This window comes from Mycobacterium sp. 3519A, from assembly GCF_900240945.1.
Lineage (GTDB): Bacteria > Actinomycetota > Actinomycetes > Mycobacteriales > Mycobacteriaceae > Mycobacterium.
On record NZ_OESG01000014.1, the window covers coordinates 2,519,539 to 2,533,643 of the forward strand.

Here is a 14,105-nt window from a genome sequence, read left to right on the forward strand (position 1 = left end):
GACGAAGTGCGCACCGACACGGCGTTCGTGCTCACCCTCCTGGTGTTGTGTTACGCGGTCGTCTCGGGCTTGGTCCGGCGGTGGTACATCGCCCCGGCGCTGATCTTCGTCGGGTTCGGAATGGCGTTGGGCCCGTTCGGCTTCGGCGTGATCGACGTCGGGACGCACGCCACCGGTTTCACCGTGGTGGCCCAACTGGCGTTGACCGTGATCCTGTTTCAGCAGGCCGCCATGCTCGACCTGCCGTCCATCGTGCGCCGCGGCCACGTCACATTCCGGCTGTTGGTGTTCGGCACACCGCTGTCCATCGTCCTCGGCACAGTGATCGCGCTGCAGGTGATGCCGGTGATGCCGTTGTGGGAGGCCGTATGTCTTGCGGCCATCGTGGTGCCGACGGAAGTCGCATTGATCGACGCGCTGCTCGACGACCGTCGCATCCCGGAGCGCGTCCGCCACGCACTGTCGGTGGAGAGCGGGTGCTCGGACGGGATCGCGTTGGCGGCGATGCTGGCAGCCGTCGCCCTGGCCTCTGAGCAGAACGATCCCGACCCCGGTCGATGGGGATGGTTCGCGGTGCGCACCGAGGGCGTCTCGCTGATCGTGGGTCTTGGCATCGGCGTGCTCGGCGGCCTGGTGATCGCCAGGTCACTGCAGCGCGGCTGGATGAGCGACACCTGGGCTCAACTGGCGACCGTCGCATTGGCGTTGATCTGCTTCGAGGTCGGAGAACGGTTGCACGGCAGCGGATTCGTCGCGGCCTTCGCGGGCGGCCTGGCGTACTCGATGGTGGTGCGGCGGGCCGATTCGCAGATCCCGACGCAGGTTACCGAAGCCACCGGTCAGCTACTCGAGTTGATGGTGTTCGCGATGTTCGGCAGCTACGCGGTGTTCGTCGGGTGGCGCGACGCGGACTGGCGGGTGGTGGTGTTCGCGGTGCTCGCGCTGCTCGCGGTGCGACTGGTCGCGGTGTCCACCGTGCTGATCGGCACCGACATGCCGGCTCGCGACAGGCTGTTCGTCGGCTGGTTCGGACCGCGCGGCATCGGCACCTTGGTGCTCGGGCTGCTGATGGTCGAGCGGGGCGAGATCGAGCAACTGGCGACCATCACGCAGGCGGTCGTCGTCACCGTCACCGTCAGCCTCGTGGTGCACAGTTTGACCGCACCGCTCGGCATCCGGATGTGGCCGGCTAGCGCGGCGGCGCGTGAACCGTGAACTGCCGCTCGATGAGCCGTGTCTCGATGGGGCCGGTGCGGGGCTTGAGCCAGGACGCCTCGGGCTCGGTGTTCTCCGGGTCGTAAACCCAACTGGTGCAGATGTTGTCGATGCCGATCGGATAAACCGTCACCGCCTGCGCGGTCACGTGGATACGCAAGAAGTTCTTGTATCCCGAATACCGGAACGACGAGAAGGCCTCGGTACTGTTCCAGCCGAACAGGGTGAACAACAGGAACAGAAACGCCGCGAAGATCAACGAGCCGACGACGCCACCTGCCACCGCCACGAGCAGCATGCCGAGCAGCAGACGCCAGCCCGTCAGGGGGCCAAGAAGCGCAACACATCCCATCGCGATCGCGGCTTGCGCAGCGACGTGGCACACGGTCTGGGCGATTCCGGCAAGCCCTCTGAAGAGCCGTGACTTCCATACACTGACGCGCTTCGGCACGATGTAGAACGCGGATGTCGTTGCGGCGACTGCCAATACGATGACGAGCGTCGCTACGCTCAGGATGGCGGTGTCGACGCTTGCGATGAACAGCAGCAGGTACAACATCGCGGGAATGACCATGAACCACGGATTGCGCAACCCGAGCGTGAAGATACGCCAGTTGAGGCGGCGGGACTGCTCGTAACTGGGGTAGCGGCACGCCAACCGGAAGGGTTCCTTCTCGTCGGTGGCGGGGTTGTCGTCGCCCCGCGGCTTCGGCACTTCCACTCGCTCGTCGAGTTTCTCGGTGGTGGACAGGAACGCGCCACCGCCACCCGCGGTGATCTTCATCCGCGCATCGTCGTCGTTTTCCGCTTCGTACCGCGCGTAGTGGTGTTTGTCACCTGACAACATGAGGACCGTCGTGACCCCGTCGGGCACCGCAGTGCGTTCGACGAATGCGAGGTTGCGGTACGCGTCCTTGGAGTCGCGGACTGCGGTCCAACTCGGCTTGGCTGTGCACAGGATCAGCGCATCGCCGGGAGCCATCTTCTCTGCGGCCGCCTTGAAATAGGCGATCTGCGGCGCGTCCACATAGTTGTCGCTCTGAATATCGATGCCCCACAACCAGAATGGGCCCGGTAGGTCCACGGCGAAGTAGCTGCGGGTCTGTGCCATCTTGCGGCCGCCGATCCAGCTGGGTTGCGCGAACACCCGCATGAAGCCGGTGAGGCCGTCGTACCAGTCGTGGTTGCCCGGGATCGCCAGGATGCGCGGATGCGGTTCCTCGGTCCACGGCAGCGCGGCTAGATACGGTCCGCTGAACCTGTCTTCGTACTCCTTCGGCGTGGCGTACGGGTACACCTCGTCGCCGCCGAACACGATCAGATGTGCGCGCGGCAGGCTTTCCAGCGGTCCTTCCAGGCCGATTGGCGTGATGTCCGGTTGCGAGACGCACCATGCCACCGAGTACGTCTGATCGAATCCGTCGGCGGTGTCGGCGACGAAGTCGATCCACACGTCGTCGGCCCCTGCACCCGCCGTCACGACGCCGGCGGCAAGACTGTTCTCCATCTCCCGCTTGTCGAGGTAGTCTCCGAACGCGGCGGCCAGCACGACCTTTGCCGCGGCGCGGGCCAATGTCGGCGGACTGAACCACCGCACCGCCGGGCGCCTGCGGAACCCGAGCGTCTCGTCGCCGGTGGGTCGCGGCCGCGGTTGGGGTATCGATGTCACTGTCGAATCCTGGTGCTCACCAGGTCAGAACATATCGTTTACGGCAGTGACAGCGCAGCACTACCGCTGTTTGCGGTCCCGGACCAAGAACCACCCCGCGGCGGCGGCCCCACCCAACGCGACCATCCGGTCGGCGCGGTCCGCTCTCGGCAGGTCGAGTAACGCCACCAGGCCGAGCATCGCGAAGCCGGTACGCAACGCCGGCTGGCTGGTCGCCGTCGTCACCAGGGCGGCGTGGTCCTGGTTTGCCGCGGTTATCGGGTCGACGAGCAACGATCCTCCTTCGGTTACCTGACCTGCACGGCGGTGACGCTAATTCGCCCAAGCGCCTTGCGAAATAGGGTGTTTCCCTACTCCTGTCGGCGGTGGCTGGGGGGTGGCTATGTCTTGCCCATGTGACGTCCGAGTTCGGCACGTGACTTGATGCCGAGCTTGCGGTAGATCCGGGCCAGATTCGCCTCGACGGTCTTCGGGCTGATGAACAGCGCGGTGGCCACGTCGCGGTTCTTCATCCCGGACGCGGCCAACTCGGCGACGCGTTGCTCCGACGGGGTGAGTTGCCCGCTCTGCCGCGGACCGACGTTGGCGCGCGCGAGTTCAGCGCGGGCACGGTCGGCCCACAGCGGCACGTGCAGCCGCTCGAAGATGTCCAGCGCTTGTTGCAGGCTGGCCGACGCCGCTTCCTTTCGTCGTTGCCTGCGCTGTAACTGGCCGAGCAGCAACAGTGTTCGGGCCCGTTCTATCGGCATCGACAGCCGATCGTGTTGCAGCATCGCGCGTTCGGCGGCGGCGCTCGCCGCGTCGAGGTCGCCGCGTGCAGCCAGCAGCATGGCTCTGCCGCGGCCGCCGACGGCGCGCACCCACGCACGGTCGTGCCGCTCGCCGTTGCGTTCGAGGGCCTCGATCAGCGGCTCAGCCTCCTCACCGCGGTTCAGCTGGATCAGTGCTTCGATCGCCTCGGGCAGGAACGTCGCGGACGGCAGTTCGGTTGAGGTGGTCGCCGGATCGAACTTGGCGAGCAGGGACCGCAGCGTCGCGACCGCCTCCTCGTAGCGGCCCAACGACACCTCCAGAAAGCCGAGCACGCCAATGACCCTGTCGGTCAACCGAATTGCTCCGGTGCGACCGCCGATCTCCAGTGCCTCGGCGGCGGCTTGTCTGGCGTCCGCCTCACGTCCGGCGTATGCGGCCAGCTTGGCCTTCAGGCTGTACGCAAGGAACAGCGGGGTGTCGCTGCCGAGTTGGCGGGCGCGCTCCATGGCGTCGTCGGCGACGAGGCCCGCCGCGACGAAGTCGCCCCGCCAGATGTCGCTGAGCACCACATGCTGGGCGATGAAGATCAGCTCGCCTTCTTCGCCTTTCTCGACGCAGTGCCGCCTGACGGCTTCCAACGTGCGGTGCGCCTCGTCGAAGCGGCCCGTCCACTCCAGCAGCAGGGCCTGCTGCACCGATGGCCGAAACACCAACGGCGTAAAGATGTCCGGGTCTTCGAGCTCGAGCGCGAATCGCAGCTGGTCTTCGTCGAAGCCTGCGCCGCTGAGGAACTGAAGGGTCACCCGCATACCCATCGCCAGCCCAAGCAGGTGCTGCTGCTTGAGTCGTTCGGCCTGAGCGACGGCCTCCTCTGCCGTTTCGACGCTGTCGTGCATCTCACCGGCTTGCAGCAGCGAATACGCCAACGTGATCAGGATCTGCACACGCAACGGGCTGTCGGGGTCCACTTCGGCCAGTGCCCGCCGCAGTAGCGCCGCGGCCTCGAAGAAGCCGTCGCTGTACAGCCTCACCACGGCCAGTCGGCTCAACGCCTCGGCGCGCAGTTCGCCCGGCGCAAGCACGTCGATGGTCTCCTCGAGCACGAGCCGCGCGCGTTCTTGGTCACCTGCGTCGAAATGATGTAGCGCAGAACGGAGTCGACGCTCCGCGGTGTCTCCGCCGAGGCCGATCGCCAGATCCATCAGTTCGGCCGCGGCGGCGGGTGCCCCGCGCACCCGCGCGGATTCGGCCGCCGTATCGAGTGCGTCAAGTGTTACGTGGTCACCTCTGGTGGCGGCCAACGCCAAATGGCGCGCCCGCAGTTCCGGCTCGTCGACGATCTCCGCGAGGCGTCGATGCATCGTTCGGCGTCTGGCGGGCGCGGCCTCCGTATAGACGCCCCTGGCCAACAGCGGATGGGTGAACTGGATCCGGTTGCCGTCGATCGTGATGATGCCCTTGCTCTCGGCGCTCTCGAGAAGGTCGATCAGGCGGTTGTCGTCCTTGATGGTCGCACTGGACACCAGCTCGACCGTCGGCGAGGCCAGGCACGAAGCGGCGAGCAACGCGTCGTGAACATCGGAGTCGAGCCCGCTCAGCCGGGTCTGCACCACGTCGGCGAGCGTGCTCGGCAGGGTGTCGACGCCGGGTGTGCGTTCCGCGATGGCGCGGGCCAATTCGATTGCGTAGAACGGGTTCCCACCGGACTCCGCGTGGATGCGGCCCATGGTCGGACGCGAGAAAGACCTCCGCAGCCGCTTCGACACCGCGGCATGCAGATCGTGAATCCCCAATGGGTGCAGCCGGACTCGGCTGACGGCGTCGGGACGTGGCAGCTGCAGCCAGGCCGTGCTCGCACCGTCGCCCGCGTCGGTGCGCACGCTGCCGAGAATGCCGACCGGCCCGCTGAGCCGCCGCGCGGCGAACGCCACCACATGCATGCTCGAAGGATCGATCCACTGCAGATCGTCGATGGCCAACACCAGCGGACCCTCGTCGCTCAGGCATCCGACGACGGACAGGAACGCCGCGGCGACGGCGCGCTGATCGGTGGCCGTGCTGTCGTCGGCCCGCATCAACACCTGGTCGACGGCGAAGCGCTGAGGCTCAGGGAGATCGGCCCACGCTGCCGCGGGCACGCCGTCGAGCAGGTCTGCCAACGCCGTGTAGGCCAGCACCGACTCGGCGGCCGCGGCCCGCGCCGACAGCACCCGGAACCCGCTCTCGCGGGCCAGTTCGAGTGCCTCCAGCCACAGTGTGGTCTTGCCGATGCCGGCTTCCCCCTCGATCAGCAGGGCAGACGGCTCGGACCTTGCCGACGACAAGAACCGGCTGATCATCCGGCTTTCTGTCGGACGGCTCTGCACGCCAACTCCCCCTGGCACAGTAGAAGGATTCCAGCTAACCGCTCATCGGTCCACTTTTTCAGTCAACTAGGTTGAAAGGGTCGACCTGGCAACATCCGCAAAGGTGTGTTCACCCGGTGTCGCGAATCGATTGCATGTGCCTGCCGAGTTCGGCCCGCGAGCGGATGCCCAGCTTGCGATATACCCGGGCAAGGGTGGCCTCGACCGTCTTCGCGCTGATGAAAAGCTCGGTCGCGACGTCACGGTTCGTCATCCCGGACGCGGCGAGTTCGGCGACCCGCTGCTCGGTTGGTGACAGCCCTTCGCTGGTACGGGTTCGTGGCTTGGCGCCTGCGAGTTCGGCGCGGGCGCGGTCCGCCCACAGCGTGGTGCCCAGTTTCTCGAACGCCGCCAGTGCCTCTCGCAGCACGTCCGTCGCTTCCGAGCGCTGGCGCCGCAGCAGTTGGCCGAGCAGCAATTGGGTCCTGGCGCGCTCGAACGGCATGGGCAGCCGGTCATGTTCGGACATCGCGGCGCGTGCGCTGTCCACCGCCGCGTCCAGATCACCGCGAGCGGCCAGCACCATGGCCCTGGTACGCGCACCGACGGCAAGCATCCACGGCCGGTCGAGCCTGCGGCCGTTGCGTTCGAGCGCGTCGACGAGCGGTTCGGCCTCGTCGACGCGGCCCAATGCGGTCAGCGCCTGCACCATGTCGGGCAGAAACGACGCGGCGTTTATCTCGGTGGAGACGGGCACGTGCCGCGACAGCAGCGGCGCCAAGGCGTCGACCGCGGCAGCGTAGTTGCCGAGCGACACCTCCAGAAGGCCGAGGGCGGTCAGCGTCCAGTCCTCGTGCCACGCGGTGCCGCTGCGCTTGCACGCGTCGATCGCCTCGGCGACCGCCAGTCGGGCGTCGTCCTCGGCGCCTGCGTAGACCGCCAACCATGCGCGCAACACGAGACTCAACATGGTCGGGAACTCCGCGCCGAGTTGCCGCGCCAGTTCCGTCACGTCCGAAGCCAGCCGGGTGGCCGCGGCGAAATCTCCGCGCCAGATCCTGTTCACCACCACGTAGAAGTCGACGAAGATGAGTTCGCCTTCCTCGCCCTTGTCGGTGCACCGCCGTTCGATCGTTCGCATCAGCTCGTAGGAGGCATCGAGGTCGCCGGTACACGCCAGGATCAGCGCGTGCTCGACGCTGGGCTGAAGCATGATGGGGGCGAACGCGTCGTGGTCTTCCAACTCGAGTGCCCGGCGCAGACTTGGTTCGTCGATGCCGCCGCCGACGAAGAACTGAATCGTCGCGCGGGCGCCTAGCGCTTCGCTGAGAAGCCCAGGGACGCCGGCATTTTCGGCCAGAGCCACCGCTTCCTTCGCGCGACCCCACGCGGCCTCGGGTTCGCCGGTCATGAACAGCGCGTACGCCAGCGTGGTCGCCATCCGGACCTGTGCGGGGCCGCCGGGGCCGTCCTCGTCGAGCGCCTGGCGCAGCAATTCGGACGCCTCGAGGTAGCCGTCGTCGATGAACCGCACGACCGCCAGCGCGTAGAGCGCCTGCGCACGGACCGGGCCTGGCTCCATGCCGCTGATCGCCTGCTCCAGCAGGATTCGGGCCCGCGCTGGATCGCCTGCGTCGAAACAGTGTCCCGCCAACCGAACTCGGCGCTGCGGGGTGTCGCCCCCGAGCCCGATCGCAAGCTCGAGCAGTTCGGCCGCGGCGGCCGGTGCGCCGCGGGCATGAGCGGCGTCTGCGGCGTTGTCCAGTGTGTCCAGCGTCTCGGGGTCGCCCGTCGTCGATCCCAACGCGAGATGCCGTGCGCGCAGCTCCAATTCGTCGACGACGCCCGCTAGGCGCCGGTGCATGTCCCGTCGCTTCTGAGGTGCAGCCGCCGCGTACACGCCGCTGGCCAGCAACGGGTGCGCGAACCGGATCCGGTTGCCCTCGATCGCGACGACGCCGTGCTGTTCGGAGGTCTCGAGCAGTTCGATCAACCGGTCCGGGTCGACGGCCGTCGCGGCGCCCACCACCTCGACGGTGGGGGCGGCCATACACGCGGCCGCCAGCAGCACCTCATGTGCCGCCGGATCCAGGCCGCTGATCCTGGTGTGCACCAGATCGGCCAGTGTGCTTGGCAGCACCTCGCCTGTGTTGTCGACGAAAACGCGCGCCAATTCGACCGCGTAGAAGGGATTTCCGGCAGACACCTGGCTGATGCGCGTCATCACCGCGCGCGGCACCGGGCGGCCAAGCTCGTCGCGCACCACGGTCTCCAGCGCCCGACCGGACAGCGGATGCACGGTGATTCGCACCACCGCGTCGGGCCGCGGCAGCTGCAGCCACGACGCGGCCGCGCCGGTGCCCGGTTCGGTTCGGACGGTGGCCAACAGGCCCACCGGCCCCGACAGTCGGCGGGCCGCGTACCCGATCACGTGCACGGTCGACGGGTCCAGCCATTGCAGATCGTCGATCGCGAGCAACAACGGGCCGTCGTGGGCGAGCAGTTCCACCACCGAAAGGAACGCGGCGGCCACCGCCCGCTGGTCGGTGACGACCACGTCGCCGTCGGTGGTGAGGTCCCGTGCCAGCACCCGGTCGATCGCGACCCGCTGAGGGGCGGGCAGATCGGCCCAGATGTCGGCGTCGACGTCGGCGAGCAGGTCGGCGAGGGTCGCGTACGCCTGCACGGACTCGGCTTGCACCGCCCGCGCCGACAACACCCGGAAGCCGCGGTCCCGCGCACTGGCCATCGCGGCCCGCAGCACGGTGGTTTTGCCTATCCCGGCTTCGCCGTCGACCAGCAGCGCCGACGGTGTGCTGGCGGCGGCAGCAAGAAATTCGCCGAGCGCACGCTGCTCGGCGGGACGGTTCGCCATGCCCGCGGTCATCCTCGACGAATGTTAGCTGCCCGCGAGCGATTGGGCGCTGTTAGTCGTCGCCCGGCTTGACCTTGGCCATCTGCAGCACGTCGAGTCGCCGATCCAGTTCCTCCAGCGACAGCTTGTCGCCGATCAGGCCCCGGTCGATCACCGTCTGGCGGATGGTCTTCTTTTCCTTGAGCGCCTGCTTGGCGACCGCGGCCGCCTCCTCGTAACCGATGGCCGAGTTCAGCGGGGTGACAATCGACGGTGAGGATTCGGCGAGTTCGCGCAACCGCTCCTCGTTGGCCACCAAACCGTCGATGCAGCGCTCGGCGAACAACCGGGATGCGTTGGTCAGGATCTTGAACGACTCGAGCAGGTTGCGGGCCATCATCGGGATGTACACGTTGAGTTCGAAGGCGCCGGACGCGCCACCGAACGCGATCGCCGCGTCGTTACCCACCACCTGGGCGGCGACCTGCGTAACCGCCTCGGGGAGCACCGGATTCACCTTGCCGGGCATGATCGAGCTACCGGGCTGCAGATCGGGGAGCTGGATCTCGCCGAGGCCGGTCAGCGGGCCCGAGCCCATCCACCGGATGTCGTTGGCGATCTTGGTCAGCGAAACGGCGATGGTGCGCAGCGCGCCCGACGCCTCGACCAGCGCGTCACGGGCCGCCTGCGCCTCGAAATGGTTTTTGGCCACCCGCAATTCGGCAACGCCGGTCTGCTCGGTGAGCACCGCGACCACCCGCACGTCGAAGTCATCGGGCGCGTTCAGGCCGGTGCCGACGGCCGTGCCGCCGATGGCGAGCTCGCCGAGTCGGGGCAGCGTCGCGCGCACTCTTTCGATGCCCGCTTCGACCTGGCGGGCGTAGCCGGAGAACTCCTGGCCGAGCGTCACCGGCACGGCGTCCATCAGGTGGGTGCGGCCGGACTTCACCACTGTCCGCCACTGCCGCGCCTTGCTCGCCAGCGACTCGTGCAGCACCTCGAGAGCCGGAATCAAATGCCGCACAGCGGCTTCCGTCGCCGCGATGTGAGTGGCGGTGGGGAAGGTGTCGTTCGACGACTGCGACATGTTGACGTCGTCGTTGGGGTGCACCGTCACGCCGTTGCGGGCGGCGATGCTCGCGATCACCTCGTTGGTGTTCATGTTCGAGCTGGTGCCCGAACCGGTCTGGAACACATCGATGGGGAACTGATCGTCGTGCAGGCCGTCGGCGATCTCAGCGGCCGCGGCGATGATCGCGTCGGCCTTCTCCGGCGCCAGCAGCCCCAAGTCCTTGTTCACTTGCGCGCAAGCGCCTTTGAGTAGACCGAGCGCGCGGATCTGGGTGCGCTCGAGGCCCCGCCCCGAGATCGGAAAGTTCTCGACAGCCCGCTGGGTCTGCGCGCGCCACAGTGCGGCGACCGGCACCCGGACCTCGCCCATGGTGTCGTGCTCGATGCGGTACTCAGTCCCGGTCTGGCTGTCGTTGTCGACGCTCATTCGGTTCCTTTTCTTCGGCGGGGTCAGGGCAGCGGGTAGACGGCGTTCGAGTCGCCGGTGAAGTCGATGGCAGAGTATTCGTTGAGTTTCGACAACCGGTGGTAGGCCTCGATCATCCGCACGGTGCCCGACTTGGAGCGCATCACGATCGACTGGGTGGTGCAGCCGCCGCCGTAGAAGTGCACGCCCTTGAGCAGGTCGCCGTCGGTGACGCCGGTGGCGCAGAAGAACACGTTGTCTCCGGACACCAGGTCCTCGGTGAACAGCACCTTGTCCAGGTCGTAGCCACGGTCGAGGGCCTTCTGTCGCTCCTCGTCGTCCTTGGGGGCCAGCTGACCCTGGATCGCGCCGCCCATGCAGCGGATGGCGGCGGCGGCGATGATCCCCTCGGGCGTACCGCCGATGCCGACCAGCAGGTCGGTGCTGGTGTTGGGCCTGCACGCCGAGATGGCGCCGGCGACGTCGCCGTCGGAGATCAGCCGGCACCTGGCGCCGGCGGCGCGGACATCGGCGATCAACTGCTCGTGGCGCGGCCGGTCCAGAATGCACACGGTCAGGTCGGACACCGACACGTTCTTGGCCTTGGCGACCTTGCGGATGTTCTCGCCGATCGGGGCGGTGATGTCGATGGCGTCGACGGCGTCGGGGCCGACGGCGATCTTGTTCATGTAGAACACCGCCGACGGGTCGAACATGGTGCCGCGTTCGGAGACCGCGAGCACCGAGATCGCGTTGGACAGGCCTTTGCTCATCAGGGTGGTGCCGTCGATCGGGTCGACGGCGAAGTCGCACTCGGGGCCGTCGCCGTTGCCGACCTCCTCGCCGTTGTAGAGCATGGGCGCGTTGTCCTTCTCGCCCTCGCCGATCACCACGACGCCGCGCATCGACACGGAATTCACCAGCTCACGCATGGCGTCGACGGCCGCGCCGTCGCCGCCTTCCTTGTCGCCGCGGCCTACCCAACGGCCTGCCGCCATGGCGCCCGCTTCGGTGACGCGGACCAGTTCGAGGGCGAGGTTGCGATCGGGGGCTTCTCCGCGGGAGGGGCTCATGGGTGCAGATTCTCCCATTAACCGGTCGAGGATCGGCAGCTGGGATACTGGCTGTGATGAGTGGACAAGCAGTACCCCCGCCCGACGTCGCCGGCCAGGTGACTCCGGCTCCCAAACCCGAGAAGCCGCGGGTCCTCCAGGACGGCAGGGACATGTTCTGGTCGATCGCGCCGCTGGTGGTCGCCTGCATCGTGCTGGCGGGGGTGCTCGGCATGTGCTCGTTCGCCCCCAACGGGCCCGGCAAGGGGCCTGCCCCGGACTACGACGCCCCGGCCGCGTTGCAGGCCGACGCCGACGCGCTGAAGATCCCGATCCGGCTGCCGCAACTGCCCGACGGCTGGCACGCCAACTCCGGCAGCCGCAAGGGCATCGAGGGTGGTCGCATGGACCCGGTCTCGCGTCAGCAGACGCGCGCCGTCAGTTCCACCGTCGGCTACCTCGCACCCAGCGGGATGTACGTCAGCTTGACGCAGAGCAACGCCGACGAGGACAAGTTGATCTCTTCGCTGGGCGTCGACGTGTATCCGACCGGCAGCCAGGACGTCGACGGGGTCACCTGGGTGGTGTACGAGGGCACGGCCGCGGACGGAAAGCCTGCCGAGCCGGTGTGGACCACCCGGCTCGCCGGTCCGGGCGGCCCGGCGCAGATCGCCATAACAGGCGCCGCGGGTACGGATGAGTACCGTACGCTGGCGGCGGCGACGCAGACCGCGTCACCACTTGCCGCCAAATAGGGGACTCGATGACCGCACGGGATGCAAAGGTCGCCGGCCAGTCGGCTCCGCGAGGTGATCTGACCGGCTGGACCGTCGCGCCGTTTTCCGCCGCCGGGTACACACACGACGTCTACCGCAAGGGTGAGGGCCCCGGTGTGGTGCTCATCCCCGAATTGCCGGGGATGACGCCCGAAGTCATCGGCCTGGGTAATCACCTGGTGGACAACGGTTTCACTGTGGCGTGCCCGTCGCTGTTCGGCACGCCAGGTGCGGCGGCGGTCAGGCCGGGCGGCATTCCGGTCACGGTGCGTGCCTGTATCTCAAGGGAATTCGCGGGTTTCGCGCTCAACGCCGACCGTCCGGTGGCGCACTACCTGCGCGCGCTGGCCCGCGACCTCAACGAGAAGACGCCGGGCAAGGGCGTCGGCGTCATCGGGCAGTGCTTCACGGGCGGCTTCGCACTGGCTGCCGCGGTGGACGACAGTGTGTTGGCGCCGGTGATGAGCCAGCCGTCGACGCCGATTTTCTTGACGCCCAAGATGAGACGTGATCCTGGACTGTCCGAGCAAGAGCTGAAGGTCATCGAACGGCGTGCCGCCGACGAGGGCCTGTGCGCGTTGGGTCTGCGGTTCAGTGAAGACCCGCTGTCGCCGGGTGAGCGGTTCAAGACGCTGAAGGCTCGACTCGGTGATGCGTTCGAGGTCATCGAGATCGATTCCAAGAAGGGCAACCCACACGGGTTCGGCAAGATGGCCCACTCGGTGCTGACGCTGGAGGTGCGCGAGCGCGACGGGCACCCGGCGTATGAGGCGCGCAAGCGGGTGGTGCAGTTCCTCACCGAGAGGCTGGTCTAGCCTTCGCGGGCTTGCCTTTGAGGCGGGTGAACCAGCCGGGAAGCTTACGCTTCCTTGGCTTTTCGTCGTCGTCCTCGGGTGTTGCCATCGGCACGCCTTTGTACACCGCAAGGTAGACGCTGATGGTGGTGACGATCACGATCATCAGCACCGGACCGATCACGATGCCCCACGCACCGAACATCGCGATGCCGGAGAACACCGCGAGCAACATCAGTGCAGAGTCCAACCGGGCCGCGCGCGGCACCAGGATCGGGCGCAGGAAGTTGTCGATGTTGGTCACCACGATGAGGTGGAACACGATCACGAAGATGCCGCCGAATACGTTGCCGAACAGGATCATTCCGATTCCGAACGGGATGGTGACGATGCCGCTGCCGAGCGGAATCACCGACAACGCCGACAACAACACCGCGAACAAGAAGAAGCCTTGGTGAAAACCGGCGATGTAGATGGATGCCGCACCTGCGACACCTTGGCAGACGGCGATGACGAACTGGCCCATCACCGTGCCCTTCACCATTGCACCCATCTTCGACATGTAGAGGTCGGTGATGTCCTCGCCGAGCGGGTTCAAGCGCCGAATCAGCAGCAGCACCTTGTCGCGGTTGGTCAACAACGACAGGAACACGTAGAGAAACAGGATGGCCGCCGTCACGGCGCCGAACACGCTGCCCGCCGCGCCTTGCAGCAGATCCAGTAGCCATTCGCCGATCTTCTGCGCGGCGGTGGCCATCGAACCGCGCAGTGACTCCGGGGTGACCGTCACGTTGATGAACGGCACCCGGTGTAGCACGTCGTTGACGAAACGCAGAGCCTGGTCGCCGAGTGCCGACAGATCGGTTCTGCCGACCCAGTCCGCCACCTTCTCGACCATGTTGGTGATTTGGACGACGGCCAGCATCACGAACAGGCCCAACGGCACGACGACCGCGGCAATGGCGGCCAGCAGGGTCAACGTCGCCGAAAGCCCCGACCCGAACCGCTTGTTCAACCGGTCGTACAGCGGCGTGAACAGATACGCCGCGACCGCCGCCACGACGATGAGAATGAAATAGCCGCGCAGGAAGTAGGCGCCGAAGGCAAGGGCGATCACGGTCGCGACGGCCAGTGCACGCTTTTGTGTCAGCGTGAACTCGGTTTCCATGC

The 14,105-nt window shown here is 67.1% G+C and carries 10 protein-coding genes; 3 read left to right on the plus strand and 7 right to left on the minus strand.

The genetic code is table 11. The features are described from left to right. Positions 1 to 6 precede the first annotated feature (6 nt). Positions 7 to 1,215, plus strand: coding sequence for a cation:proton antiporter (locus C1A30_RS33440; protein WP_101952470.1), 1,209 nt, complete (start codon positions 7 to 9; stop codon positions 1,213 to 1,215). Here C1A30_RS33440 and C1A30_RS33445 read toward each other — a convergent pair. The 6 genes from C1A30_RS33445 to glpX form a co-directional block, all read right to left on the minus strand. Further along, the gene (locus C1A30_RS33445; protein ID WP_101952471.1) at positions 1,190 to 2,884 is read right to left on the minus strand and encodes a metallophosphoesterase; all 1,695 of its coding nucleotides are present in this window, start codon (positions 2,882 to 2,884) and stop codon (positions 1,190 to 1,192) included. The two genes, C1A30_RS33440 and C1A30_RS33445, sit on opposite strands and share 26 nt — an antisense overlap. 60 nt (positions 2,885 to 2,944) lie before the next feature. Continuing rightward, a complete protein-coding gene (locus C1A30_RS33450) occupies positions 2,945 to 3,157 on the minus strand; it encodes a hypothetical protein (RefSeq protein ID WP_235010319.1) in 213 nt (70 codons plus the stop codon). 107 nt (positions 3,158 to 3,264) lie between these two features. Beyond that, the gene (locus C1A30_RS33455; protein WP_101952472.1) at positions 3,265 to 5,976 is read right to left on the minus strand and encodes a LuxR family transcriptional regulator; all 2,712 of its coding nucleotides are present in this window, start codon (positions 5,974 to 5,976) and stop codon (positions 3,265 to 3,267) included. A 136-nt stretch (positions 5,977 to 6,112) separates the two neighbouring features. Next, on the minus strand, positions 6,113 to 8,857 hold the full coding sequence (locus tag C1A30_RS33460; RefSeq protein WP_235010320.1) for an AAA family ATPase: 2,745 nt from the start codon (positions 8,855 to 8,857) through the stop codon (positions 6,113 to 6,115). A gap of 52 nt (positions 8,858 to 8,909) precedes the next feature. Then, the gene (locus tag C1A30_RS33465; protein WP_101952474.1) at positions 8,910 to 10,334 is read right to left on the minus strand and encodes a class II fumarate hydratase; all 1,425 of its coding nucleotides are present in this window, start codon (positions 10,332 to 10,334) and stop codon (positions 8,910 to 8,912) included. A gap of 23 nt (positions 10,335 to 10,357) precedes the next feature. Beyond that, positions 10,358 to 11,386 carry a class II fructose-bisphosphatase gene (gene glpX, locus C1A30_RS33470; RefSeq protein ID WP_101952475.1) on the minus strand — a complete coding sequence of 343 codons (1,029 nt, stop codon included), beginning with the start codon at positions 11,384 to 11,386 and terminating at the stop codon, positions 10,358 to 10,360. 56 nt (positions 11,387 to 11,442) lie between these two features. On the opposite strand from glpX, the gene C1A30_RS33475 reads away from it, so the two are divergent. Both C1A30_RS33475 and C1A30_RS33480 read left to right on the plus strand, forming a co-directional pair. Beyond that, positions 11,443 to 12,120 carry a DUF4245 domain-containing protein gene (locus tag C1A30_RS33475; protein ID WP_101952476.1) on the plus strand — a complete coding sequence of 226 codons (678 nt, stop codon included), beginning with the start codon at positions 11,443 to 11,445 and terminating at the stop codon, positions 12,118 to 12,120. Between the two features lie 8 nt (positions 12,121 to 12,128). Then, positions 12,129 to 12,956: a dienelactone hydrolase family protein gene (locus tag C1A30_RS33480; protein ID WP_101952477.1), complete on the plus strand. Its 828-nt coding sequence runs from the start codon at positions 12,129 to 12,131 to the stop codon at positions 12,954 to 12,956. Here the strand turns inward: C1A30_RS33480 and C1A30_RS33485 are convergent. Further along, positions 12,937 to 14,103: an AI-2E family transporter gene (locus tag C1A30_RS33485; protein ID WP_101952478.1), complete on the minus strand. Its 1,167-nt coding sequence runs from the start codon at positions 14,101 to 14,103 to the stop codon at positions 12,937 to 12,939. The genes C1A30_RS33480 and C1A30_RS33485 overlap by 20 nt on opposite strands. Positions 14,104 to 14,105 lie beyond the last annotated feature (2 nt).

What these genes read in the sequence shown, in the direction of transcription:
- C1A30_RS33455 (WP_101952472.1), bottom strand. Translation starts at nt 5,976, where the DNA reads ATGATCAGCCGGTTCTTGTCGTCGGCAAGGTCCGAGCCGTCTGCCCTG.
- C1A30_RS33460 (WP_235010320.1), bottom strand. Translation starts at nt 8,857, where the DNA reads ATGGCGAACCGTCCCGCCGAGCAGCGTGCGCTCGGCGAATTTCTTGCT.
- C1A30_RS33465 (WP_101952474.1), bottom strand. Translation starts at nt 10,334, where the DNA reads ATGAGCGTCGACAACGACAGCCAGACCGGGACTGAGTACCGCATCGAG.
- glpX (WP_101952475.1), bottom strand. Translation starts at nt 11,386, where the DNA reads ATGAGCCCCTCCCGCGGAGAAGCCCCCGATCGCAACCTCGCCCTCGAA.
- C1A30_RS33475 (WP_101952476.1), top strand. Translation starts at nt 11,443, where the DNA reads ATGAGTGGACAAGCAGTACCCCCGCCCGACGTCGCCGGCCAGGTGACT.
- C1A30_RS33480 (WP_101952477.1), top strand. Translation starts at nt 12,129, where the DNA reads ATGACCGCACGGGATGCAAAGGTCGCCGGCCAGTCGGCTCCGCGAGGT.
- C1A30_RS33485 (WP_101952478.1), bottom strand. Translation starts at nt 14,103, where the DNA reads ATGGAAACCGAGTTCACGCTGACACAAAAGCGTGCACTGGCCGTCGCG.